Origin of the sequence: Streptomyces sp. NPDC087422 (assembly GCF_044744145.1) — a bacterium.
Lineage (GTDB): Bacteria > Actinomycetota > Actinomycetes > Streptomycetales > Streptomycetaceae > Actinacidiphila.
Map to the genome: position 1 here is coordinate 157,999 of NZ_JBIUXT010000012.1, position 24,547 is coordinate 182,545.

Below are 24,547 nucleotides of genomic sequence, written 5' to 3' on the forward strand. Positions count from 1 at the left end.
GTCTCAACTCGGGAAAGCTTGCCGCCCAAACCATCATTCGATCTTGCCCTGCCGACTGCAAGTGGACTATACCTGTCGGCGTCCAAGGAACCCGCTCACAGCGGGGCGGGGCGGGGGGGAACGTCGGGCAGAAACACCCGGCGGCCTACGGTGACGTACCCCTCCTCGATGGATGCACGGCATCACTCAAGCTTCAACTGTTCGCGGTCGTCGGCGGATTCCGCTGCACCGCATGAGTCCTGATGAGAGCGAGGACTTGAGCATGGGATCCGAAATGAACCGCCGGGATCTGGTCAAGCGTTCCGCGGCGCTTGGCCTCGTAGCCATTCCGTCGGCCGGTCTGCTGAGCGCCTGCGCGTCCAGCGGCGGTGACAGCAGTAGCGACAAGCCCACCAAGAGCGCGACTGCGGCCTCGAAGGACAACCCCTTCGGCGTGAACGACTCCACGGCCCTCGACATCGTCATCTTCGACGGTGGTTACGGCCACGACTACGCCACCGCGCTCGGCAAGCTGTACGAGTCCAAGCACCCGGGCTCCAAGTCCAGCGTCCTGCCCACGCAGGACATCGCCGGCAAGCTCCAGCCGCGCTTCAACGCCGGCAGCCCGCCGGACGTCATCGACGACTCGGGCGCCCAGCAGATCAAGCTGGACGTCCTGCAGAAGAGCGGTCAGCTCGCGGACCTCACCCCGCTGCTCGACGCGCCCTACATCGACGACCCGAGCAAGAAGATCCGCGACGTGCTCCAGCCCGGCACGATCGAGACCGGCACGCTCGACGGCAAGATGTACTCGCTGAGCTACATCTACACCGTGTTCGGCCTGTGGTACTCCGGCAAGCTGTTCAAGGACAAGGGCTGGACCGAGCCCAAGACGTGGGCCGACTTCATCTCCCTTTCCGCGGAGATCAAGAAGGAGAAGATCGCGCCCTTCTGTCACCAGGGCAAGTACCCGTACTACATCAACGTCGCGATCATGGACCTCATCGCCAAGAACGGCGGCCTGGAGCTCCAGAAGCGCATCGACACGATGGACCCGACGGCCTGGGACGACCCGGCCGTCAAGGCGGGCATCGAGGCGGTCTACGAGATCGTGGACAAGAACTACCTGCTGCCCGGCACCAACGGTCTGACCCACATCGAGTCGCAGACCGCGTGGAACCAGTACAAGGCCGCCTTCATCCCGTGCGGCTCCTGGCTGGAGAACGAGCAGATGAAGGCCACCCCGAGCGACTTCGACATGAAGTTCATGCCGATGCCGTCGCTCACGGGCGACAAGCTGCCCTTCGAGGCGATCCGGGCGGGCGCGGGCGAGCCGTTCATCGTCCCGGAGAAGGCCAAGAACAAGGCCGGCGGCCTGGAGTTCCTGCGCATGATGCTGACGAAGGAGGGCTCCGGCAAGTTCGCCGCCGCCGCCAACTCCCTCACCGTCCTCAAGGACGGCGTCGGCTCCGACGTCCAGCTCCGTCCGGGTACCGCGTCGACCGTGACCGCGCTGAGCGCTGCCGGTGCGAACACGTTCAACTACAACTACCCGAACACCAACAGCGAGTTCGATGTCGCCCTGCAGAACCTGAGCGGTGAGCTGATGGCCAAGCGCCTCACCCCCGCCCAGTGGATCTCGAAGGCCAAGGCGCTCGCGGCCAAGGCCAAGAAGGCCTGACCCAGCGACGTCGTGCGGTGCGGGGGCCGGAATCCGTCCGGCCCCCGCACCGGCATAGCCCCTCGATCAGGAGCAGGATCCATGCAGCATCGCAAATACCCCTTCATTGTGGGCTTCCTCATCGTCCCGATCGTCCTGTATGTGACGTTCGTGATCTGGCCGTATCTTCAGACGATCGGCTACTCGCTCACGGACTGGAAGGGCGAGTCCCAGACCTTCAACTTCGTGGGCCTGGACAACTACACGACCCTGTTCCACGACTCCGTCTTCAGAACCGCGTTGTGGCACAACATCCTGCTGCTGATCTTCCTGCCGGTGATCACCATCCTGCTGGCGCTGTTCTTCGCCTTCATGGTGAACGTGGGCGGTCGCAGCACGGCGGGCGGTGTCCAGGGCGTCCGCGGCGCCGGGATCTACAAGGTCGTCTACTTCTTCCCGCAGGTCCTGTCGGTCGCGATCCTGATCGTGCTGTTCGGCGCGGTCTACCGCAGTGACTCGGCCGGTCTGCTCAACGGCGTCCTGGTGAAGCTGCACCTGGAGGACGCCAACAACCCCATCGAGTGGCTGAACGACCCCAACCTCGTGCTCTGGTGCCTGCTGGCGATCCAGGTCTGGGCAGGCGTCGGCTTCTACCTCGTGCTGTTCTCCGCGGCGATGCAGTCCATCCCCAAGGACATCTACGAGGCCGCGCTGCTCGACGGCGCGGGCCGCTCGCAGACCTTCTTCAAGGTCACCCTCCCGCTGCTGTGGGACAGCGTGCAGACCTCGTGGGTGTACATCTCGATCTTCGCGATGGACTTCTTCGCCCTGGTCTCCGGACTGACCCCCGGAACCGGCTACGGCGGTGGTCCCGACCACCACAGCGAGGTCATGGCGACCTACCTGATGCGCAACTTCCTGTCCTTCGGCAAGAGCGGTTACGCCTGCGCACAGGGCGTGATCATCATGCTGGTGACCTTGATCGTTTCCGCTGTCACGCTGCGGGTCTCCCGCCGTGACCGCATCGAGTTCTGAGCGGGGAAGCACCATGACCTCACCCATCACCGAGGCGCAGTCCGGCGGACTGCTGGGCCAGGTACCCGCTCAGGGCGGGCCCGGCAAGAAGCGCAAGGGCAAGGGAGCGGAGGAGGCCGGCTACGACGGAGCCGGCGGCCGGGTGCTCAACGTCTTCTCGCACGGCTTCCTTGCGGTCTGGGCGATCATGATCATCCTGCCACTGGCATGGATCATCCTCAGCTCGTTCAAGAACAACAGCGAGATCGGCTCCAGCGCGTGGTCCTGGCCCTCGCACTTCACCTTCGGCGCCTTCAGCCGCGCCTGGGACAAGGGCATCGGCGACTTCTTCCTGAACACCGTGATCGTGATGGTGTTCTCGGTGCCGCTGACCATGCTCTTCGGCTCGATGGTCGCCTACGTGCTGGCCCGGTACGAGTTCCCCGGCAACAGGTTCATCTACTTCCTGTTCGTCGGCGGCGCGATGTTCCCGTACTTCCTCGCGCTGGTCCCGCTGTTCTTCATGGTGAAGAACCTCGGCATGCTGAACACGTACCAGGGTCTGATCCTGGTGTACGTCGCCTACTCGCTGCCGTTCACGACCTTCTTCATGCACTCGTTCTTCAAGACGCTGCCAACGGCCATCCATGAGGCGGCGGTGCTCGACGGCGCCTCGCACACCCGGACGTTCTTCCAGGTGATGGTGCCGATGGCCAAGCCCGGTCTGCTGAGCGTCGGCATCTTCAACGTGCTCGGGCAGTGGAATCAGTACATCCTGCCGGTCACGCTGATGCAGCCGCAGACCAGCACCGACAAGGACCACTCCATGCTGGCCCAGGGCCTGGTGAACCTCGCGCTGTCGCAGGGGTACTCGGGCGACTACCCGGCGCTGTTCGCCGGCATGGTGATCGCGATGCTGCCGGTGCTGGTGGTGTACCTGTCCTTCCAGCGCCAGGTCCAGGCCGGACTCACCGCGGGCACCCTGAAGTAGCCCACGGCGGCGCCCCCGAGCGCCGTTGAGCAGGCCGTACGCCGCGAGGAGCGGCTCCGCGAGGGCGCGGAGCCGCTCCTCGGCGTTGGCGACCGATTCGCATAACGGTGTGGCTCTCCCCCTTGACGGGACATCACCCCAAACACTCAACTTAGAGTTCACATGTTGTAGACGACGGGGTCTCACCGATGTGGCAGGTACGACATCGGTCCGGGTCCCCGTCCGTGCGGGCAGCCGGGACGCTCCGGCTGCCGGGCAGGAGTGGATGTCGTGGTCGAGACTCCGGGATCGCAGTCGTCGCTGCACCGGGCCAACCTGGAACGCGTCGTGCGTGCCGTACGGCTGGCCGGGTCACTCACCCAGGCGGAGATCGCGCGCAGCACCGGCCTGTCGGCCGCGACGGTCTCCAACATCGTCCGCGAACTGCGGGACAACGGCACGGTGCAGGTGACGTCGACCTCCTCGGGTGGTCGGCGGGCCCGCAGCGTGGCGCTGTCCGGTGACGCCGGCATCGTCGTAGGAGTCGATTTCGGCCATTCGCATCTCCGGGTCGCGGTCGGCAATCTGGCCCATCAGGTGCTGGCCGAGCAGTCCGAGCCGATCGACGTGGACGCCTCCGCCTCCCAGGGCTTCGACCGCGCCGAGCAACTCGTCGCGCGGCTGGTGGAGTCCACCGGGATCAACCCCGACAAGGTGCTCGGGGTGGGTCTGGGCGTGCCGGGGCCGATCGACGTGGAGTCCGGGACGCTCGGCTCGACCGCGATCCTGCCCGGCTGGAGCGGTATCAACCCCCGCCAGGAGCTGACCGACCGGCTCGGTGTGCCGGTCCAGGTGGACAACGACGCGAATCTGGGCGCACTGGGCGAGTTGGTCTGGGGCGGCGGCCGGGGCGTGAAGGACCTGGCGTACATCAAGGTCGCCAGCGGCGTCGGCGCGGGCCTGGTGATCGACGGCAGGATCTACCGCGGACCGGGGGGCACGGCGGGTGAAATCGGCCACATCACCCTCGACGAGTCGGGTCCGGTGTGCCGGTGCGGCAACCGCGGCTGCCTGGAGACCTTCACCGCCGCGCGCTATGTGCTCGAACTCCTGCGCGGCAGCCACGGAGATGGCCTAACGGTCCCGAAGATGGTGCAGCTCGCACGCGAGGGCGACCCCGGCTGCCGTCGCGTGATCGGGGACGTGGGCCGCCACATAGGCATGGGCGTGGCCAGTCTGTGCAACCTCTTGAACCCCAGCAGGGTCGTGCTGGGCGGGGACTTGGCCGAGGCGGGGGAGCTGGTGCTCGGCCCGATAAGGGAGTCCGTGTCGCGGTACGCGATCCCCAGTGCCGCCCAACGGCTGTCCGTGGTGCCCGGGTCGCTGGGTGCCCGTGCGGAGGTTTTGGGGGCACTTGCCCTGGTGCTGAGTGAGATGGGTGATTCTACACTGTTGGATGGTAATACTCCGGTTGATACACCCGCCTTTTCGGCATAACTGAGCGTTCACACAGCTAACGAAACGGGTCGTTGCCATCTCGTTAAGTGTTTACTTCTTGACGGCATGGCGTCAGCCGGAGTTGACTCACGAGCACCTCGGCCGCGGTGTTGCGGCCCTGTCAGGGAGGCAACCTCACATGAACGCAATGACGCGTCGAATCGCCGTCGGGACGGTCGCTGTTTCGATCGCGCTCACGATGGCCGCTTGTGGCAAGGCGGGCGACAAGTCGTCCGACAGCAGCAAGGACAAGACCATCGGCCTGCTGCTCCCGGAGAACGCGACCACCCGGTACGAGAAGTTCGACCGGCCCCTGATCGAGGCGAAGGTCAAGGAGCTGTGCTCCGACTGCAAGGTCGACTACGCCAACGCCGCCGGTGACCCCGCCAAGCAGGCGCAGCAGGTCAGCAGCATGATCGCCAAGGGCGTCAAGGTTCTCATCCTGGACGCGCAGGACTCGGTCGGCATCCAGTCCTCGGTCCAGGCCGCGGTCGACAAGGGCATCAAGGTCGTCGCGTACGACCGCCTCGCGCAGGGCCCGGTCTCGGCCTACGTCTCCTACGACAACGAGAAGATCGGCGAGCTCCAGGGCCAGGCGCTGCTCAACGCCATGGGCGCCGACGCCAAGCCGACCTCGAAGATCGTCATGATCGACGGCGACCCGGCCGACCCGAACGCCGCCTCCTTCAAGGCCGGCGCCCACAAGATCCTCGACGGCAAGGTGAACATCGCCTACGAGCAGTCGGGTCTGTGGAAGGACACCGTCGCCAACCAGAAGGTCACCGCGGCGATCACCCAGCTCGGCAAGGCCAACATCAAGGGCGTCTACTCGGCCAACGACGGCATGGCCGGCGGTATCGCCACCGCCCTCAAGGGCGCCGGCATCAACCCGCCGCTGACCGGCCAGGACGCCGAACTGCCCGGCATCCAGCGGATCCTCGCGGGCACCCAGGCCGCGACGATCTACAAGGCGTACCAGCCGGAGGCCGACGCCACCGCCCAGATCGCGGTCGCGCTGCTCGAGGGCAAGGACTTCAAGGACGTCGCCGACACCACCGCCAAGAGCGGCTCGGGCCAGACGGTCCCCGCCCACCTCATCGGCGCCGTCGCGGTGACCAAGGAGAACATCAAGGACACGGTCATCAAGGACAAGCTGTACACCGTGGCCCAGATCTGCACCGCCGAGTTCGCCCAGGCGTGCAAGGACGCGGGCATCCAGTAGTACCCAGGGCCTCGGCCCGCCCCCGAAAGACCTGTCCGGTGCCCCGCCCCAACCATTCCACCCCGCTGCCGGGGCGGGGCACCGGACGGAAACGCTTCCGGGGTAGAGCGTTCGGGGAAGGGGTATGAGCCCGTTCCCCGTTGACTGATGTCATCCCAGTGCTTTATTGCACGTCCCCCGCGGCTGTCCCCCCAGTACGCGGCATCCCCGCCGGTCAGGCGGCGAAGGAGATGGTTCACGTGTCCGCTACGCCCGTGCTGGCGTTGCGCGGAGTCTCCAAGCGATTCGGTGCGGTTCAGGCCCTCACCGATGTCGAGTTGGAGGTCCACGCCGGAGAGGTTGTCGCCCTGGTGGGCGACAACGGAGCCGGTAAGTCCACACTGGTCAAGACGATCGCCGGTGTGCACCCCATCGACGAAGGCGTCATCGAATGGGAGGGCAAGGCGGTCAGCATCAACCGGCCGCAGGACGCCCAGAGCCTCGGCATCGCCACCACGTACCAGGACCTCGCGCTCTGCGACAACCTCGACGTGGTCGGCAACCTCTATCTCGGACGGGAGATCCTCCGGGTCGGAGTGCTCGACGAGGTCACGATGGAAAGGCGTGCGCGCGAGCTGCTCAACACGCTGTCCATCCGGATCCCCAGCGTGCGGATCCCGATCGCCAGCCTCTCGGGCGGTCAGCGGCAGGTCGTGGCCATCGCCCGCGCCCTGATCGGCGAGCCCAAGGTCGTCATCCTCGACGAGCCCACCGCCGCCCTCGGCGTCGAGCAGACCGCCCAGGTCCTCGACCTGGTCGAGCGGCTGCGCGAGCGCGGCCTCGGCGTGATTCTGATCAGCCACAACATGGCTGACGTGACGGCGGTCGCGGACACCGTCCACGTGCTGCGCCTGGGCAGGAACAACGGGTCCTTCCCGGTCAAGGGCACCACGAACGAGCAGATCATCGCGGCCATCACCGGAGCCACGGACAACGCCGTGACCCGCCGTCAGTCGCGCAATGTGGAGGCGGCGAAGTGAGCGACAAGACCACCCTGTCGAAGGCCGACGAGGAGCCGCCGGCCGCTCCGGTCGACGAAATGGCCCCGGCCGCGGTCGAGGTCATCGACCCCCGGCTGCTGGTCCGCCAAGAGGGCTTCAAGGGCTACATCACCGAGTTCAAGCGCAAGCTCAAGGGCGGTGAACTGGGCTCGCTGCCCGTCATCGTCGGCCTGATCATCATCTGGACCGTGTTCCAGCTGAAGGACAGCCTGTTCCTCAGCTCGACCAACATGGTCAACATCAGCTACTTCCTGGCCGCCACCGGCATGATCGCGGTCGGCCTGGTCTTCGTGCTGCTGCTCGGTGAGATCGACCTGTCGGTCGCCTCGGTCAGCGGTCTGTCGGCCGCGATCTTCGCGATCTTCTCCACCACACACGGCATGAACATGTGGCTGGCGATGATCCTCACGGTCCTCACCGGCATCGGCATCGGCGCGATCCACGGCTTCTTCTTCGCCAAGATCGGCGTCCCCGCCTTCGTGGTCACCCTCGCGGGCAACCTCGGCTGGAACGGCCTGATGCTGTGGCTGCTCGGCTCCACCGGCTCGCTGTCCATCCAGGACAAGGGCCCGATGCACATCCTGGGCCAGCGCTCCTTCTTCATGGACCAGGACATCGCCGGCGCCTACATCCTGGCGACCGTCGGTGTCGTCGCGCTGCTCGCCGGTTCGCTGATCGAGCAGACCCGCCGCCGCAAGGCGGGCGTCCCGTTCCGCCCCACCAGCGAGATCGCGCTGCGCACCGTCGCCCTGGCCGTCGTGGCCTACGTGGCCGCGTACGTGCTCAACAAGTCCGCCGGTGTGCCGAACGCCCTGGTGATCTTCCTGGTCGCCCTGGTGATCTGCGACTTCGTCCTGCGCCGCACGCCCTTCGGCCGCAAGGTCTTCGCGGTCGGCGGCAGCATCGAGGCCGCCCGCCGCGCCGGTATCAACGTGGCGCTGATCCGGATCGCGGTCTTCGCGATCTCCGGCGGCTTCGCCGCCATCGGCGGTCTCTTCCTGGCCGCCCAGACCTACACCGCGACGCTCGCCGCCGGTACCGGCAACCTGCTGATGCTGGCGATCGCCGCCGCGGTCATCGGCGGCACCAGCCTCTTCGGCGGTCGCGGCAACGTCTGGTCGGCGCTGCTCGGCATGCTGGTCATCCAGTCCATCCAGACCGGACTCGACCTGCTCAACATGAACACCTCGATCCAGTACATGATCACCGGCGCCGTTCTGCTCGCCGCCGTGGTCATCGACTCGGTCTCGCGCCGTACGCAGAAGACCTCCGGCCGCGCGTAGCGGCACCGCGTACGACGGCGGCGCGCGTAACGGCTCGTAACAACGCGGGCGGACACGCGCACCCCGGCAGCACCTCGAACCGCCGGGCGGACCTGGAAATCCAGGTCCGCCCGGCGGTTCGCCGTTGCCGTGCCGTGACATACATCGCACAGGGCGGCCGACAGCCTTGGAACCGGAAGATTAGACTCGTCGGATCGGCCGTATCGAAGCGATCCGGCCGTGTCGGCGTCCACGTCGGCAAAACCGTGGGACAGACCTTCGACAGGTGCCGACAGGTACCGACAGGCAGCAGAGGGAGGAACGGGTGGCAGTGCTGACCCGTATCAACGGACCGCGCGACCTCGACCGGCTCAGCCAGCAGCAGCTCGTGGAGCTGGCGGGGGAGATCCGTGCCTTCCTCGTCGACGCGGTGTCCAAGACCGGCGGGCACCTCGGCCCCAACCTCGGTGTGGTCGAGCTGACCATCGCCCTGCACCGCACCTTCCACTCGCCCGTCGACCGGATCCTCTTCGACACCGGCCACCAGGCGTACGTGCACAAACTGCTCACCGGACGCAAGGACTTCGCGAAGCTCAAGAGCAAGGGCGGCCTGTCCGGCTACCCGTCGCGCGCCGAGTCCGAGCACGACGTGATCGAGAACAGCCACGCCTCCACCGTCCTCGGCTGGGCCGACGGTCTCGCCAAGGCCAACGAGGTGCTGGGCCGCACCGACCACGTGGTCGCCGTGATCGGCGACGGCGCGCTCACCGGCGGCATGGCCTGGGAGGCGCTGAACAACATCGCCGCCGCCCAGGACCGCCCGCTGATCATCGTCGTCAACGACAACGAGCGGTCCTACGCGCCCACCATCGGCGGCCTCGCGGACCACCTGGCGACCCTGCGCACCACCGACGGCTACGAGCGCTTCCTGTCCCGTACCAAGGACCTCCTGGAGCGCACCCCGCTGATCGGCCAGCCGCTCTACGAGACGCTGCACGGCGCGAAGAAGGGCCTGAAGGACTTCATCGCCCCGCAGGGCATGTTCGAGGACCTCGGCCTGAAGTACGTCGGCCCGATCGACGGCCACGACGTGGAGGCGCTGGAGTCCGCGCTGCTGCGCGCCAAGCGGTTCGGCGGCCCGGTCATCGTGCACTGCATCACCGAGAAGGGCCGCGGCTACAAGCCCGCCGAGCAGGACGAGGCCGACCGCTTCCACGGCATCGGCCCGATCCACCCCGACACCGGTCTGCCGGTCGCCGCCGCGGGCGCCGACTGGACGTCCGTCTTCGGTGACGAGATGGTCGCGCTCGGCAAGGAGCGCGACGACATCGTCGCCATCACCGCCGCGATGCTCCAGCCGGTCGGCCTGGAGAAGTTCGCCAAGGCGTTCCCCGACCGCGTCTACGACGTCGGCATCGCGGAACAGCACGGCGCGACCTCGGCCGCTGGTCTGGCCACCGGCGGCCTGCACCCGGTCTTCGCGGTCTACGCGACCTTCCTCAACCGCGCCTTCGACCAGGTCCTGATGGACGTGGCCCTGCACAAGTGCGGTGTCACCTTCGTCCTGGACCGGGCGGGCGTCACCGGCAGCGACGGCGCCTCGCACAACGGCATGTGGGACATGTCCATCCTCCAGGTCGTGCCGGGACTGCGGATCGCCGCCCCGCGCGACGCCGACCAGGTACGCGCCCAGCTCCGCGAGGCCGTCGCGGTGGACGACGCGCCGACCGTGGTGCGCTACTCCAAGGGCGCGGTCGGCCCGGCCGTCGCCGCCGTCGGCCGGATCGGCGGCATGGACGTGCTGCGCGAGCCGTCCGAGGGCGAGCGCCCCGACGTCCTGCTGGTCTCGGTCGGCGCCCTCGCGCCGATGTGCCTGGAGATCGCCGGGCTGCTGGACGCGCAGGGCATCACCACCACCGTGGTCGACCCGCGCTGGGTCAAGCCGGTGGACGAGGCGCTGCCCGGCCTGGCCGCCAAACACCGCGTCGTGGTCACCGTCGAGGACAACGGGCGGGTGGGCGGCGTCGGTTCCGCCGTCGCGCAGGCGCTGCGCGACGCGGAGGTGGACGTGCCGCTGCGCGACTTCGGCATCCCGCAGCGCTTCCTCGACCACGGATCGCGCAAGGACGTGATGGCCGACATCGGGCTCACCGCGCCGGACATCGCCCGCCAGGTGACCGGCCTGGTCGCCACCATCGACGGCCGCTTCGCGGACGACGCGGACCACGCCCGCGAGATCGCCCGCGACTGATCCCACCGCCCGCCCGCCCCTCGCCGGGGACACGGCGGCGCACCCGTACGACGCGGGGGTCCACCCATACGGGTGGACCCCCTCTTCCATCGGCGTACGCGTAGGCGCGCCTATTCGGGTGAGACGGACCTCCGGAGTGCAGTAACGCAGTAGCGGCTGCCGACCGACGGAATCGACCGGCCGAACCGACCGGCCGCCGGACGATCTGGAGGTGTGACGGTGGACACCGACACGCGTGACGACACGGCCCCCCGACCCCGGGGGGTGTTCCGCACCAAGAGCATCGAACAGTCGATCGCGGACACCGAGGAGCCGGAACACGGCCTGCGCAAGGAGCTGTCCGCGCTCGACCTGATCGTCTACGGGGTCGGAGTCATCGTCGGCACCGGCATCTTCGTGGTCACCGGCTCGGTCGCCAAGGACTACGCGGGGCCCGCCGTCGCGCTCGCCTTCATCGTCTCCGCGATCGTCTGCGGCCTGGCCGGGCTCTGCTACGCCGAGTTCGCCTCGACCGTGCCGGTGGCCGGATCGGCGTACACCTTCAGCTACGCCTCCATCGGCGAACTGCCCGCCTGGATCATCGGCTGGGACCTGATCCTCGAACTGGCGCTGGGCGCGGGCGTGGTGGCGGGCGGCTGGTCCGGCTACATGGCCAATCTGCTGTCGCACTTCGGCATCGACATCCCCAAGGTCCTCACCCACGACGGCGGCGGCTTCGGCTTCGACCTGCTGGCCGCGGTGCTGGTACTGGTGCTCACCGGCATCGTGATGGCCGGAATGAAGCTGTCCGCGCGGGTCACGACGCTGATCGTCGCCGTCAAGGTGACCGTGGTGCTGCTGGTGATCTTCGCCGGGCTGTTCTTCATCACCGGCAGCAACTACCACCCGTTCCTCCCGGCGTCGAAGGCCAACACCGGCAGCGGCTCCGACCTGCACGCGCCGCTGGTGCAGATGATCTTCGGCTTCACCCCGTCCTCGTTCGGCGTGATGGGCATCTTCTCCGCCGCCGCCGTGGTCTTCTTCGCCTTCATCGGCTTCGACATCGTCGCCACCGCCGCCGAGGAGACCAAGAAGCCGCAGCGGGACATGCCGCGCGGCATCCTCGGCTCGCTGGTCATCTGCACCGTGCTGTACGTGGCGGTCTCGCTCGTCGTCACCGGCATGCAGAAGTACTCGGAGCTGGACACCACCGCGCCGCTGGCGTCCGCCTTCAAGTCGGTCGGCGCGCCCTTCTGGTCCGGCCTGATCAGCTTCGGCGCGGCCGTCGGCCTGACCTCCGTGGTGATGATCCTGCTGATGGGCCAGACCCGGGTGTTCTTCGCGATGAGCCGCGACGGGCTGCTGCCGCGCGCCTTCTCCCAGGTGCACCCGAAGTTCGGCACCCCCTACCGGACCACGGTGCTGCTCGGCGTGATCGTCGCGCTGATCGCCGGATTCTTCACCGTCGGCGAACTGGAGGAGATGGTCAACGTCGGGACGCTCTTCGCGTTCGTCGTCGTCGCCATCGGCGTCGTCGTGCTCCGCCGCACGCGCCCCGACCTGCCGCGCGCCTTCCGCGCGCCCTGGGTGCCCGTCCTGCCGGTGGCCTCGGTGTGCGCGTCCCTGTGGCTGATGCTCAACCTCAGCGTGGAGACCTGGCTCCGGTTCGCCGTATGGATGGTGATCGGCTTCGTCATCTACTTCGGCTACGGCCGCTCCCACAGCAGGCTGGGCCGCGGGCGCTAAGTGCAGCCGACGAGCGCGGTACTGCCGGCGCGGCCGGCCGTACCGGTGGCCGTACCCGCGGGTGCCCCCGGCCGCCGCGACCGGCGCTACTGGTCGCGGCTGGCCGCGCTGCTCGCGGCGCTCACCGTCCTGCTGCGCCTGCCGTCCTTCGCCCGCCCGGTGTGGAATCCCGACGAGGGCTATCTGGCCGTCCAGGCGCGGCTGCTGGCGCACGGCGGGGTGCTGTACGACACGGTGGTCGACCGCAAGCCGCCGCTGCTGCCGTGGCTGTACCAGGGGCTCTTCGCGGTCTTCGGCGACGGCTCGCTGTGGCCGCCGCGCACGGCCGCGCTGCTGGCGCACCTGGCGACCGCGCTGCTGCTGGCCGCGGTCGCCCGCCGCCGCTGGGGCGACCGGTCGGGGGCGGCGGCGGGCGCGGGATACCTGCTGCTGTCGGTCGGTCTCGCGCCCGAGGACACCCTGGCGGCCACCTTCGAGGTCTTCATACTCCCGTGGACCGCCGCCGCCGTCTGGTGCGCCGACCGGTCCCGCTGGGGACTGGCGGGCGTGGCCGTGGCGGGCGCGGCCCTGACCAAGCAGACCGGCGCGGTGATACTGCTCCCGGTGGCCTGGACGCTGTGGCGGGCGGCGCGGGCCGGACGCGCCCCGGCGCTCGCGGGCGCGCTGCGGCTCTGCCTCGGCTTCGCGCTGCCGGTCGGCGCGGTGGCCCTGCTGACCGGACCCGGCCGCTTCCTGTTCTGGACGGTCACCGGCTCCGCCGAGTACGTCTCGCCGCGCGGCGCCTGGCTGACCGGGCTGAGCCGGGCGGCGGGCGGCGCCAGCGTCCTGGCGGTGGCCGCCGCCGGAATGCTGCTGGCCGCGGGCGCCGCCTGGGCGCTGCGGCGCCGCCCGGTCCCCGCCGACCTGTGGGTGTGGCTGGCCGCCTCCGGGGTCGCCGTGGTCTCCGGCTTCCAGTTCTACGGCCACTACTTCCTCCAGATGGTGCCCCCGCTGGTGCTGATCGGCGTGGCCGCCGTCCGCGCGCTGCCCCGGCTGCGCGCCGCCGTCACCTGCTGGACGGTCCTGGCCTGCGCCGGATTCCTGGTCTGGGACCTGGCCGCGCCGAGCCGCGAGCTGGACCACGCGGTCGCCGTCGCCGCCGCGGTCCGCGCGCACACCGCGCCCGACGATCGCGTCCTGGTGTGGGGCATACACCCCGAGACGTACTGGTTCGCCGACCGGCGGCCCGCCAGCCGCTATCTGACCGCGGGCTTCCTCACCAACTTCAGCGGCGGGCGCGGCGGGGTCCGGGTGGGGGAGCGGTACGCGGTCCCCGGCGCCTGGCGTGCCTTCGGCGCGGAATTCTCCGCGCACCCGCCCGCGCTGGTGGTCGACGACTCCCGCGGCGACCCGTACGCGATCTCGCGCACGCCGACCCTGCGTGACCTGCTGGGTTCCGACTACCGGCGGGTGGCGACGGTCGACGGCGCGGTCGTATGGGCGCGCGAGGCCGCAGGACCGGCCGGGCGCGGCGGCGCCCATGGGGGACCGGCTGGACGTGGCGCATGGGGGCGATGGTAAAAAGGCGCGAGAGCTGGTGCGGCAATATCGAGGTGGCGTTGTCATGACGGAGTCCAAGGGACCCGGGAACCAGGACCGTGCGAAGGACGGGGGGAGCAAGCCCAAGCGCAAGTCCCTCCTGGACCGGGTACGGCCCTACGCGGTCGGCACGACCGCGATCGTGGTGGTCTTCGGCGGGTCCGCGCTGATCGGCCAGCACGTACGCAGCACCAAGGACGACAAGGTGCGCGAGCCCTCGGGCGTCATCGCCGCGCCCATCGTGCCCACGGGCCCGGTGGACACCGCGTCGCCCAGCCCCAGCGCCGCCCCCACGGGCCCCAAGCTCGGCCTGCCGGTGCGGCCGTCCGTGCCGGTCACGGTCACGATCTTCGTGGACCTGCGCAGCCCCGACTCCAAGGCGTTCGCCGACGAGTACCAGGCCACGCTGACGCAGTTGCTGACGACCGGCCAGGCGGAGCTCCAGTACCGCCTGGTGACCGCCTCCGACCAGCAGTACGGCGGCGAGGGCTCCAAGACCGCGGCCAACGCGGCGGCGTGCGCGCAGGACCAGAGCCGCTTCACGCAGTTCATGAAGGAGGTCTGGAAGCACCAGCCGGACCCGAAGAGCGACACGCTGACCCACCTGAACTTCCTGAAGGAACTGGCCGTCAAGGCCGGGAAGATCAAGCTCAGCACCTTCGAGCCGTGCCTGGAGCAGGGCGACCACAACGGCTGGGTGCAGCAGTCGCAGAACGACTTCGCGAAGTCCGACCTCGGCTCGATCCCGGTGGTGGAGATCAACGGCACGCCGGTCAAGGACGTGCACTCCACGCTGACCCCGCAGAAGCTGCGCAAGATGGTGCTCGCCGAGGCCAAGCGCGTGATCGCGGTGCAGGCCACGCCGTCGGACACGCCCGCGCTGCTGGGCTGACGGACTGTCGGATTTCTCCGGCAGCTCCGTCGTCCGCACCGCGGTAGCTCCGCTGTCCCGCCGCTCCCCGCGGTCGGGTGTTTCGTGCCCTTGAATCATCGGTATGTCAGATTTCGTCAACTTTTAGGCGAAATCGGGTACTGAAGGCATGTGACACCCGATCACGGAGGAGTGGTGCGCATGTCCATACCGGTGTTCGATGACGTCGAACCGCTGCCCGCCTGCGGTTGCGAGGAGTGCGCCCGACGGCGCCTCACCGACTCGATGGCGCGCGACACCGGTGGACCGGCCACCGGCGCGACGACCCGTGTGGTGGTCGTGGCCGCCGCCGCGGGCACCGCGCTGGGCAGCGCCGCCGGAGCGGTCGCCGCCGTGCCCGTGCCGTCGGAGGCCACCGCCTTCACCACGGGCCACGCCGCGCTCGCCGCCGCCCCCGCCACGGTCCCGGCCGCCACCCCCCTGCGGCTCACCCGCGACCAGATCATCCAGCGCGCCCGCACCTGGGCGGACGCCAAGGTGCCGTACAGCATGACCGCGTACTGGAAGGACGGGTACCGGCAGGACTGCTCCGGCTTCGTCTCCATGGCCTGGGGTCTGGGCAGCAGCGCCTGGACCGGCAGTCTGGCCGGCTACGGCGTCCGGATCACCAAGGACGAGCTGATGCCCGGTGACATCCTGCTCTTCCACAACGCCGCCGACCCCGAACACGGGTCGCACACGGTCATCTTCGACGGCTGGGTGGACGACGCGCACACCGCGTACACCGGCTACGAGCAGACGGTCCCGGCCACCCGGGTCCAGACCACGCCGTACGCATACTGGTCCAATTCCGGGAAATACATTCCCTACCGGTACAAGTATCTGGCGGGTGGCAGCAGTTCGGGATCGGGGTCCGGTGGGTCGTCGTCGGGTTCCACGGCCTTCCCCGGCACGTCCGCCTTCGGCCCCGGCGCCGACAACGCCAACGTCACCCGGCTCGGCACCATGCTGGTCGGCCGCGGCGCCAGCTCGTACTACAAGGTCGGTCCCGGACCGAAGTGGAGCGAGTCCGACCGCGGCGCGACCAGCGCCTTCCAGCGCGCCCAGGGCTGGTCGGGCAGCGACGCGGACGGGCTGCCCGGCCCCACGACCTGGTCGTACCTCGTCCAGGACAAGGGCCGCGACATCTCCGGCGCCCCGCGGGCCTCCGGCGGCACCCCCGCCAAGGCCCCGGCCTACCCCGGCGCGGGCGCCTTCCGGCCCGGCCAGACCAACGACTCGGTACTCGCCCTCGGCAAACGGCTCGTCGCCAAGGGCTTCGGCAAGAACTACACGGTGGGCCCCAGCCGTACATGGGGCGAGGCAGACCGGCGCAATGTCGAGGCGTTCCAGCGGTCCCTGGGCTGGACCGGGCGCGACGCGGACGGCTACCCCGGCCCCGAGACCTGGAGACGACTGTTCACGTGACGACATCTTCCACCGCCGCCGGGACGGGGCTGCCGGAGCAGACCCGCCCGGCCGCCCACAGCGGCGGCACCGAAGTCCACCCCGCCCCCGCCGCCCCGCCGGAGCTCGTCGAACGGCCGGGGCCCTGCCTGCCCGGCTGGACCGCGACCGCCGTCGTGCTCGCCGCGACCGTCGGCGTCTGCTGGCTGCTGTGGCGCGCCGGCGTCCTGCCCGCCGACGTCGCCGGCCGCCCCCTGCTGCCGCCCCCGCCCGGCGGCGGCTCCGCCAGCGGCCTGTGGAGCGGCGTCCTGCTGCTCGCCGCGGTCGCCGCCTTCGCCGCGGGCGGCCTCACCAGAGGCCGCAACGGCAGCGTCTGGGTGCTCACCCGGCACGGCTCCTACCGCGGCACGGTCCGCCGTACCGGCCTGCTCTGGATCAGCCCGCTGCTCACCCGCCGCAGGCTCGACGTGTCCCTGCGGCACTGGCGCAGCCGCCCGATCGACGCGGTCGACGCCAACGGCACCCCGCTCCAGCTCAGCGTCCTGCTGGTGTGGCGGGTCAGGGACACCGCCAAGGCGGCCTTCGCCGTCGACGACCACAACCTCTTCCTGCGCGAGCAGGTCGAGGCCGCCGTCGCGCTGGCCGTCTCCCGGCACCCGGCCGACGACTTCCGGGGCGCCGCGCCCACCCTGCGCGACAGCGAACGGCTCGGCGACCACCTCACCAAGCTGATCGCCGCCGACCAGCGCCCGGTCGGCATCGAGGTCTTCTCGGCCACCCCGGTCCGCCTCGACTACGCCCCCGAGGTCGCCGCGGCCATGCGGCGCGCCCAGATCGCCGCGCTGGACGCCAAACACCGCAGAGCCGTACTCGACGACGTCCTGGCCACCGTCGCCGAGACCGTCCGCGGTATCACCGAGCGCGGCCTCGTCCAGCTCGACGACTACGAACGCAAGGCGCTGGTACGGGACCTGACGGTGGCGCTGTGCACGACCGTGCCGAAGAAGTGAGCCGCGCCGGGACCCGCGTGAGCTGAGCCGGAACGGCGAAGCGCCGGACGGCCCCCTGACATCGGGGCCGTCCGGCGCTTCGCCGCGTCCGTCCTAGGCGGGGACGCTCGCCACGCCAGGCGCCAGGAACGGCTTGCCGTTCACCCGCTGGGACACGCCCTCGCGGTCCAGGTACGGGGTGACGCCGCCCAGGTGGAAGGGCCAGCCCGCGCCGGTGATCAGGCACAGGTCGATGTCCTGCGCCTCGGCCACCACGCCCTCGTCCAGCATCAGGCCGATCTCCTGCGCGACGGCGTCCAGCACCCGGTCGCGCACCTGCGCCTCGGTGAGCACCGAGTCGCCCTGCTTGAGCAGCGCGGCGACCTCGGGGTCCAGCTCCGGCACGCCGGAGTCGTAGACGTAGAAGCCGCGCTTGCCCGCCTTGACCACGGCCGCCAGATTCTCCGAGACGGTGAAGCGGTCGGGGAAGGCGCCGTGCAGCGTCTCGGAGACGTGCAGACCGATGGCCGGGCCGACCAGTTCGAGCAGCACCAGCGGCGACATCGGCAGGCCGAGCGGCTCGACGGCCTTCTCCGCGACGGCGACCGGCGTGCCCTCGTCGATGACGTTCTGGATCTCGCCCATGAAGCGGGTCAGGATGCGGTTGACGACGAACGCCGGGGCGTCCTTGACCAGCACCGCGGTCTTCTTCAGCTTCTTCGCCACGCCGAAGGCGGTGGCCAGCGACGCGTCGTCGGTCCGCTCGGCGCGGACGATCTCCAGCAGCGGCAGCACCGCTACCGGGTTGAAGAAGTGGAAGCCGACGACCCGCTCCGGGTGCTCCAGCTTCGAGGCCATCTCGGAGACCGACAGCGAGGAGGTGTTGGTGGCCAGGATCGCGTCCGGGCGCACCACCGCCTCCAGCTCCGCGAAGACCTGCTGCTTGACGCCCATCTCCTCGAAGACGGCCTCGATGACGAAGTCCGCGTCGCCGAAGGCGGTCGCCTTGTCCAGGTGACCGGAGACCAGCGCCTTGAGGCGGTTGGCCTTGTCCTGGCCGACGCGGCCCTTGGCGAGCAGCTTGTCGATCTCGCCGTGGACGTAACCCACGCCCTTGTCGATCCGCGCCTGGTCGATGTCGGTCAGCACGACCGGCACCTCCAGGCGGCGGGCGAAGAGCAGCGCGAGCTGCGAGGCCATCAGGCCCGCGCCGACCACGCCGACCTTGGACACCGGGCGGGCCAGCGACTTGTCGGGCGCGCCCGCCGGGCGCTTGCCGCGCTTCTGCACCAGGTTGAAGGCGTAGATGCCGCTGCGCAGTTCGCCGCCCATGATGAGGTCGGCCAGCGCCGCGTCCTCGGCGTCGAAGCCCTGCCGCAGATCGCCGTTCTTCGCCGCGGCGATGATGTCCAGCGCGCGGTACGCGGCAGGGGCCGCCCCGTGCACCTTGCTGTCCGCGACGGCCCGGCCGCGGGCCACGGCCTGGTCCCACGCCTCGCCGCGGTCCACCTCGGCCCGGTCCACCTCCAGCTCGCCCTTGAGGACGGCCGCGGTCCAGGCCAGCGACTGCTCCAGGAAGTCCGCCGCCTCGAACAGCGCGTCGGCGATGCCCAGTTCGTACACCTGGGCGCCCTTGAGCTGACGGTTCTGGTTGAGCGAGTTCTCGATGATGACGGTGACCGCGCGGTCCGCGCCGATCAGGTTCGGCAGCAGTACGCAGCCGCCCCAGCCGGGCACCAGGCCGAGGAAGACCTCGGGGAGCGAGAAGGCGGGCAGCGAGGCCGACACCGTGCGGTAGGTGCAGTGCAGACCGACCTCGACACCGCCGCCCATGGCCGCGCCGTTGTAGTACGCGAAGGTCGGCACGGCCAGGGACTGGAGCCGCTTGAAGACCTCGTGGCCGCTCCTGCCGATGGTCAGCGCCTCGTCGCGTGTCCTGAGCACCTCGACGCCCTTGAGGTCGGCGCCGACCGCGAAGATGAACGGCTTGCCGGTGATGCCGACGCCGGTGATCGCGCCCTCCGCCGCCTCCTTCTCCACCTGGTCGAGCGCCGCGTCCAGGTGGGCCAGCGACTGCGGGCCGAAGGTGGTCGGCTTGGTGTGGTCCAGGCCGTTGTCCAGCGTGATCAGCGCGAAACGGCCCGCGCCCGGCAGCTCCAGGTGCCGCACCTGGGCCTGGGTGACGACCTCGCCGGGGAACCGCTCGGCCGCCCCCTTCAACAGCTCGGTGGTGCTGCTCACTTGGTGCCTCCGTCGAAGTGGGGGTTCTCCCAGATGACCGTGCCGCCCATGCCGAAGCCGACGCACATGGTGGTGATGCCGTAGCGCACGTGCGGCTGCTCCTCGAACTGCCGGGCGAGCTGCGTCATCAGCCGCACACCGGAGGAGGCCAGCGGGTGGCCGTAGGCGATGGCGCCGCCGTACTGGTTGACCCGCGGGTCGTCGTCGGCGATGCCGTAGTGGTCGAGCAGCGAGAGCACCTGGACGGCGAACGCCTCGTTGATCTCGAACAGGCCGATGTCGCCGATCGACAGACCGGCCTTGGCCAGCGCCTTCTCGGTCGCCGGGATCGGGCCGATGCCCATCACCTCGGGCTCGACACCCGCGAAGGCGTACGAGACCAGGCGCATCCGTACCGGCAGGTCCAGCTCCCTGGCGACGTCCTCCGCGGCGAGCAGCGAGGCGGTGGCGCCGTCGTTGAGACCGGCAGCGTTGCCCGCGGTGACCCGGCCGTGCGGGCGGAAGGGGGTCTTGAGGCCCGCGAGCTGCTCCAGCGTGGTGCCCGGCCGCATCGGCTCGTCCGCCGTCGCCAGGCCCCAGCCGGTCTCCCCGGCCTCGGGGGTGGTGCGGCGGATCGCGATCGGCACCAGGTCCTGCTGGATCCGGCCGTTGGCGTACGCCTTCGCGGCCTTCTCCTGGCTGCGGACGGCGAATTCGTCGGCGCGCGCCTTGGTGAGCTGCGGGAAGCGGTCGTGCAGATTCTCCGCGGTCATGCCCATGAACATCGCGGACTCGTCGACGAGCTTCTCCGAGACGAACCGCGGGTTGGGGTCGACGCCCTCGCCCATCGGGTGCCGTCCCATGTGCTCGACGCCGCCGGCCACCACGACGTCGTACGCGCCGAAGGCGATGCCGCCGGCCGTGGTCGTCACGGCGGTCATCGCGCCCGCGCACATCCGGTCGACGGAGAAACCGGGCACGGTGGTCGGCAGCCCGGCGAGAATGCCCGCCGTCCGGCCCAGGGTGAGGCCCTGGTCGCCGATCTGCGTGGTCGCGGCGACCGCGACCTCGTCGATCCGCGCCGGGTCCAGATCCGGGTTGCGCCGCAGCAGCTCCCGGATGCACTTGATCACCAGGTCGTCGGCCCGGGTCTCGTGATACATGCCCTTCGGGCCCGCTTTGCCGAACGGGGTGCGGACGCCGTCAACGAATACGACGTCCCTTCCGGTACGAGGCACGGTGGGTCTCCCTCTTCGACGATGTGGAACGCGGCGCTGAAGCACGCTTCCTACGGCTCGCCTCACATGCTACTCGTCGGTAACTCATGTGCACAGCTTCCCTCGCGGAAGCGGCGCAGCTCACATCGCACGGATGTTACCGAAGGTTACCCCTAAGGCGGGAGACCCTGAGGGAGCGCCGCAGGCGGGTCGGCCGTTCGGACGCAGAACCGCTGACTGCGGACCACCGACGCAGGACCACGGACGGGGAACCGCCGCCTGCGGACGGGCCACCGGCCCCGGCGGGCTATTCGCCCGGGGGCGGGTCCGCCGGGCGGGCGGTCAGCGCGACCGTCAGCAGCGGGGTGGTCAGCTCGACCTGCCACGGGCGGGCGCCCATGTCCGCGAGCTGGGCGGCCACGACCTCCTCGCTCGCGTTCGCCGGAGGCGCCCAGCACAGTCGTCGCACGGTGTCCGGGGTGATCAGATTCTCCTGGGGGAGATTCAGCTCCTCGGCCAGCGCGCTCACCGCGGCGCGCGCCGCGGAGAGCCGGGCGGCGGCGACCGGGTCCTTGTCCGCCCAGGCGCGCGGCGGCGGGGGGCCGGAGTACGCGGCGGCGGGCTGCGGCAGCTCCCGCTCGGGCAGCGCGCGCGCCCGGTCGATCGCGGACTGCCACTGGTCGAGCTGGCGGCGGCCCATCCGGTGCCCGAAACCGGGCAGGGCTGCCAGCGCGTGCGCGTTCGGCGGGCTCTCCAGCGCCGCCGTCACGATCGCGGCGTCGCTGAGCACCCGGCCGGGGGAGACGTCCCGCTCACGGGCGGTACGGTCGCGCGCCAGCCACAGCTCGCGCACCACGGCGATCTGCCGACGCCGCCGCACCTTGTGCATGCCCGAGGTCCTGCGCCAGGGGTCGACGCGCGGCGCGGCCGGCGGGGCGGCGGCGATGGCCGCGAATTCCTGGAGCGCCCACTCCAGCTTCCCCTGGGTGCGCAGCTCCTCCTCCAGCGCGTCGCGCAGATCCACCAGCAGCTCGACGTCGAGCGCGGCGTACCGCAGCCACGGGTCGGGCAGCGGGCGGGTGGACCAGTCCACCGCCGAGTGGCCCTTCTCCAGCGCGAAGCCCAGCACGTTCTCCACCATCGCGCCGAGGCCGACCCGGGCGAACCCGGCCAGCCGCCCGGCCAGTTCTGTGTCGAACAGCGAGGTGGGGTGCATGCCGATCTCGGACAGGCACGGCAGATCCTGGGTGGCGGCGTGCAGCACCCACTCGGTGCCGGTCAGGGCGTCGCCCAGGGTGGACAGGTCGGGGCATCCCGTGGGGTCGATCAGCGCGGTCCCTGCTCCGGCGCGGCGCAACTGGACCAGATAGGCCCGCTGCCCGTAGCGGTAGCCGGAGGCGCGCTCGGCATCGACGGCGACCGGACCGGAACCCGCGGCGAAAGCCGCGACGACATCTGCGAGAGCCTCCGGGCTGGCGGTCACCGGCGGGATTCCCTCGCGCGGGTCCAGCAGCGGGACCGGCGCCGGGCCTGCTTGGGTTGCGGTCTCTCTGGCGTCGGTCACTTGTTAAGGGTAGCCGGGTACGGCGTGTCAGGTGGAGATCCAACGGACAGGGCGTACGGTACGTCGCCGCCGGGTCCGTGAGCGCCGGGGCCGCGGCACCGCCACGACGGCCGACGCGCGCGCGTATACGGCGGGCGTACGCGCGGACACGGGCGCGCGTATACGAAACGACCCCCGGCGGAACGTTCCGCCGGGGGTCGCTCACGGCCGGGGCCTCAGTGGATGATTCCGGTGCGCAGGGCCACCGCGACCATGCCGGCGCGGTCCCCGGTGCCCAGCTTCCTGGCGATCCGGGCGAGGTGGCTCTTGACGGTCAGCGCCGAAAGGCCCATGGAGACGCCGATCGCCTTGTTCGACTGGCCTTCCGCGACCAGCCGCAGGACCTCGACCTCGCGGCCGGACAGCTCGCGGTAGCCGCTGGGGTGGCCGGGGGCGCCCGGCGGGCGGCGCTGCATACGGGCCGCGGTGGCGCCCAGCGGCGCCAGTCCCGGCCGGGTGGCGAGACCGCCGGGGCTGTTGCGGGTGCCGGTCACGACATAGCCCTTCACCCCCCCGGCAAGCGCGTTGCGCACGGCGCCGATGTCGTCGGCGGCGGAGAGTGCGAGGCCGTTGGGCCAGCCTGCCGCGCGGGTCTCGGCGAGCAGGGTGAGGCCGGAGCCGTCGGGGAGATGGACATCGGCGACGCAGATGTCGCGGGGGTTACCGACCCGGGGACGGGCCTCGGCGATGGACGAGGCCTCGATCACGTCGCGAACCCCGAGAGCCCACAGGTGTCGGGTGACAGTGGAGCGGACGCGGGGGTCGGCTACGACGACCATGGCCGTCGGCTTGCTGGGGCGGTAGGCGACCAGGCTCGTGGGCTGCTCGAGAAGAACGGACACCGGGCCTCCTGTGGCAAAGGGGACTGAAACGGTCACAATCTCCTTCGGCAGCAATTGCTCCGGCCTTTAGGGAAAGATCACGATTTATTGAGGATCATTTCCGGCAATTCGGACGAGAAATCGAACATGCGAGAAGTGAGTGCGCCGCGCGATACGCCGGGGAGTGCGCGGGGGCGCGTCATTGGGGGCGCGTGACGTCACCGCAGGCCGGGGCGGTGCGCCGAGCTACGGAAGCGGTCCGACGGACTCAGGTACGGCGCTTCGGCATCGGCACCACGCCGCTGCCCCCGCGCACCAACGGCTCCGGGCCCTCCGACGGCGGCAGACCCGCGCACGCGCACAGCAGATCGCACCAGGCCGCCAGGTGCGCCGCCACCTCGGGCGCGCCCCCCGCCCGCTCCCTCGGCGTCCACGACGCCCGGATCTCGATCTGCGTGTCGTCCACCCGGTCCGCCAGCGCGCCGAAGTAGTGCGACGACGCCCGCGAGACCGTACCGCTCGGGTCGTTGTACGCCGCCCCGCGCGCCGCCAGCGCCCCGGTCAGCCAGGACCAGCTCACCTCGGGCAACAGCGGATCCCCCGCCATCTCCGGCTCCAACTCGGCCCGCACCAACGTCACCAGGCGGAACGCGCCGTGCCACGCCTCGTGCCCGTCCGGCTCGTGCAGCAGCACCAACCGCCCGTCGGCCAGCTCCTCGCCGTCCGCCAGCACCGTCGCCTCCAGCGCGTACGCGTACGACGCCAGCCGCTTCGGCGCGGCCGTCTCCTCGATCCTGACCTCCGGCCTCACCCGCACCGAGCGCAGGGTGTCCACCGAGCGCCGAAAGGGGAGGGGGACGTCGTCACTGCCGTCGCCGAGGTGCCCGTGAACCGCTGCCATGCCCGGAAGACTAAGCCGCCGATGCCCTCCGGGCTCGGAACAACACCCTTATTGCCCTTCGGGGCGCGTTCCCGCTCCCCGCGAGGAGCACCCTTGCGCCTGCCGCGCGCCCCCAACCCCCCGACTGGGCGGCGGGGTTCGCCGCTGGGGTGGCTGTGGGGGGTGAACGTCAAGGGGGGCGCTCTTGCGTGGGGTCAGCGGTACGGGGGGGCGGGGGTGGGAGGGGGTGAACGTCAAGGGGGGCGCTCTTGTGTCGGCTCAGCGTCACGGCGGACCGTGCG

General features: G+C 70.2%; 18 protein-coding genes. 13 read left to right on the top strand and 5 right to left on the bottom strand.

Annotation, left to right across the window (positions count from 1 at the left end; translation table 11 throughout):
* Positions 1 to 262 precede the first annotated feature (262 nt).
* From ngcE to ACIO6U_RS30415, 13 genes are all read left to right on the top strand, one after another.
* On the top strand, positions 263 to 1,660 hold the full coding sequence (gene ngcE / locus ACIO6U_RS30355) for an N-acetylglucosamine/diacetylchitobiose ABC transporter substrate-binding protein (protein ID WP_355338620.1): 1,398 nt from the start codon (positions 263 to 265) through the stop codon (positions 1,658 to 1,660).
* Between the two features lie 81 nt (positions 1,661 to 1,741).
* Entirely contained in the window at positions 1,742 to 2,674 is a 933-nt protein-coding gene (locus ACIO6U_RS30360) for a sugar ABC transporter permease (RefSeq protein ID WP_355338623.1), read from the top strand.
* Positions 2,675 to 2,687: 13 nt separating this feature from the next.
* On the top strand, positions 2,688 to 3,644 hold the full coding sequence (locus ACIO6U_RS30365; RefSeq protein WP_355338626.1) for a carbohydrate ABC transporter permease: 957 nt from the start codon (positions 2,688 to 2,690) through the stop codon (positions 3,642 to 3,644).
* 261 nt (positions 3,645 to 3,905) lie between these two features.
* Positions 3,906 to 5,120: an ROK family transcriptional regulator gene (locus tag ACIO6U_RS30370; RefSeq protein WP_355338629.1), complete on the top strand. Its 1,215-nt coding sequence runs from the start codon at positions 3,906 to 3,908 to the stop codon at positions 5,118 to 5,120.
* A gap of 139 nt (positions 5,121 to 5,259) precedes the next feature.
* Positions 5,260 to 6,342 carry a substrate-binding domain-containing protein gene (locus tag ACIO6U_RS30375; RefSeq protein ID WP_355338632.1) on the top strand — a complete coding sequence of 361 codons (1,083 nt, stop codon included), beginning with the start codon at positions 5,260 to 5,262 and terminating at the stop codon, positions 6,340 to 6,342.
* A gap of 230 nt (positions 6,343 to 6,572) precedes the next feature.
* Positions 6,573 to 7,361 (top strand): ATP-binding cassette domain-containing protein, encoded by a 789-nt coding sequence (locus tag ACIO6U_RS30380; RefSeq protein WP_188282659.1) that lies wholly within the window; start codon positions 6,573 to 6,575, stop codon positions 7,359 to 7,361.
* Positions 7,358 to 8,665: an ABC transporter permease subunit gene (locus ACIO6U_RS30385; RefSeq protein ID WP_355338636.1), complete on the top strand. Its 1,308-nt coding sequence runs from the start codon at positions 7,358 to 7,360 to the stop codon at positions 8,663 to 8,665. Before ACIO6U_RS30380 ends, ACIO6U_RS30385 begins: the two co-directional genes overlap by 4 nt.
* A 304-nt stretch (positions 8,666 to 8,969) precedes the next feature.
* Positions 8,970 to 10,895, top strand: coding sequence for a 1-deoxy-D-xylulose-5-phosphate synthase (gene dxs / locus ACIO6U_RS30390; protein WP_355338639.1), 1,926 nt, complete (start codon positions 8,970 to 8,972; stop codon positions 10,893 to 10,895).
* A gap of 219 nt (positions 10,896 to 11,114) precedes the next feature.
* Positions 11,115 to 12,620: an amino acid permease gene (locus ACIO6U_RS30395; RefSeq protein ID WP_401723965.1), complete on the top strand. Its 1,506-nt coding sequence runs from the start codon at positions 11,115 to 11,117 to the stop codon at positions 12,618 to 12,620.
* A 45-nt stretch (positions 12,621 to 12,665) separates the two neighbouring features.
* Positions 12,666 to 14,180 (top strand): glycosyltransferase, encoded by a 1,515-nt coding sequence (locus ACIO6U_RS30400; RefSeq protein WP_401723968.1) that lies wholly within the window; start codon positions 12,666 to 12,668, stop codon positions 14,178 to 14,180.
* A 43-nt stretch (positions 14,181 to 14,223) separates the two neighbouring features.
* The gene (locus ACIO6U_RS30405) at positions 14,224 to 15,090 is read left to right on the top strand and encodes a thioredoxin domain-containing protein (protein ID WP_391048769.1); all 867 of its coding nucleotides are present in this window, start codon (positions 14,224 to 14,226) and stop codon (positions 15,088 to 15,090) included.
* A gap of 180 nt (positions 15,091 to 15,270) precedes the next feature.
* Positions 15,271 to 16,536 carry a peptidoglycan-binding protein gene (locus ACIO6U_RS30410; protein ID WP_401312151.1) on the top strand — a complete coding sequence of 422 codons (1,266 nt, stop codon included), beginning with the start codon at positions 15,271 to 15,273 and terminating at the stop codon, positions 16,534 to 16,536.
* Positions 16,533 to 17,525 carry an SPFH domain-containing protein gene (locus tag ACIO6U_RS30415; RefSeq protein WP_355338651.1) on the top strand — a complete coding sequence of 331 codons (993 nt, stop codon included), beginning with the start codon at positions 16,533 to 16,535 and terminating at the stop codon, positions 17,523 to 17,525. Before ACIO6U_RS30410 ends, ACIO6U_RS30415 begins: the two co-directional genes overlap by 4 nt.
* A 93-nt stretch (positions 17,526 to 17,618) precedes the next feature.
* Here the strand turns inward: ACIO6U_RS30415 and ACIO6U_RS30420 are convergent, their stop codons facing one another.
* The 5 genes from ACIO6U_RS30420 to ACIO6U_RS30440 form a co-directional block, all read right to left on the bottom strand.
* Positions 17,619 to 19,745 carry a 3-hydroxyacyl-CoA dehydrogenase NAD-binding domain-containing protein gene (locus ACIO6U_RS30420; protein ID WP_355338654.1) on the bottom strand — a complete coding sequence of 709 codons (2,127 nt, stop codon included), beginning with the start codon at positions 19,743 to 19,745 and terminating at the stop codon, positions 17,619 to 17,621.
* Positions 19,742 to 20,962, bottom strand: coding sequence for an acetyl-CoA C-acyltransferase (locus ACIO6U_RS30425; RefSeq protein WP_355338657.1), 1,221 nt, complete (start codon positions 20,960 to 20,962; stop codon positions 19,742 to 19,744). Before ACIO6U_RS30425 ends, ACIO6U_RS30420 begins: the two co-directional genes overlap by 4 nt.
* A gap of 286 nt (positions 20,963 to 21,248) precedes the next feature.
* The gene (locus ACIO6U_RS30430; protein WP_401723974.1) at positions 21,249 to 22,505 is read right to left on the bottom strand and encodes an HRDC domain-containing protein; all 1,257 of its coding nucleotides are present in this window, start codon (positions 22,503 to 22,505) and stop codon (positions 21,249 to 21,251) included.
* Positions 22,506 to 22,720: 215 nt separating this feature from the next.
* On the bottom strand, positions 22,721 to 23,386 hold the full coding sequence (locus ACIO6U_RS30435) for a LuxR C-terminal-related transcriptional regulator (protein ID WP_188280408.1): 666 nt from the start codon (positions 23,384 to 23,386) through the stop codon (positions 22,721 to 22,723).
* Between the two features lie 247 nt (positions 23,387 to 23,633).
* Entirely contained in the window at positions 23,634 to 24,266 is a 633-nt protein-coding gene (locus ACIO6U_RS30440) for a DUF3000 domain-containing protein (protein WP_188280407.1), read from the bottom strand.
* Positions 24,267 to 24,547: the final 281 nt, after the last annotated feature.

Bases quoted from the DNA above. Each gene is read 5' to 3' on its own strand.
- ngcE (WP_355338620.1), top strand. From the start codon at position 263: ATGGGATCCGAAATGAACCGCCGGGATCTGGTCAAGCGTTCCGCGGCG.
- ACIO6U_RS30360 (WP_355338623.1), top strand. From the start codon at position 1,742: ATGCAGCATCGCAAATACCCCTTCATTGTGGGCTTCCTCATCGTCCCG.
- ACIO6U_RS30365 (WP_355338626.1), top strand. From the start codon at position 2,688: ATGACCTCACCCATCACCGAGGCGCAGTCCGGCGGACTGCTGGGCCAG.
- ACIO6U_RS30375 (WP_355338632.1), top strand. From the start codon at position 5,260: ATGAACGCAATGACGCGTCGAATCGCCGTCGGGACGGTCGCTGTTTCG.
- ACIO6U_RS30380 (WP_188282659.1), top strand. From the start codon at position 6,573: ATGGTTCACGTGTCCGCTACGCCCGTGCTGGCGTTGCGCGGAGTCTCC.
- ACIO6U_RS30405 (WP_391048769.1), top strand. From the start codon at position 14,224: ATGACGGAGTCCAAGGGACCCGGGAACCAGGACCGTGCGAAGGACGGG.
- ACIO6U_RS30410 (WP_401312151.1), top strand. From the start codon at position 15,271: ATGTCCATACCGGTGTTCGATGACGTCGAACCGCTGCCCGCCTGCGGT.
- ACIO6U_RS30440 (WP_188280407.1), bottom strand. From the start codon at position 24,266: ATGGCAGCGGTTCACGGGCACCTCGGCGACGGCAGTGACGACGTCCCC.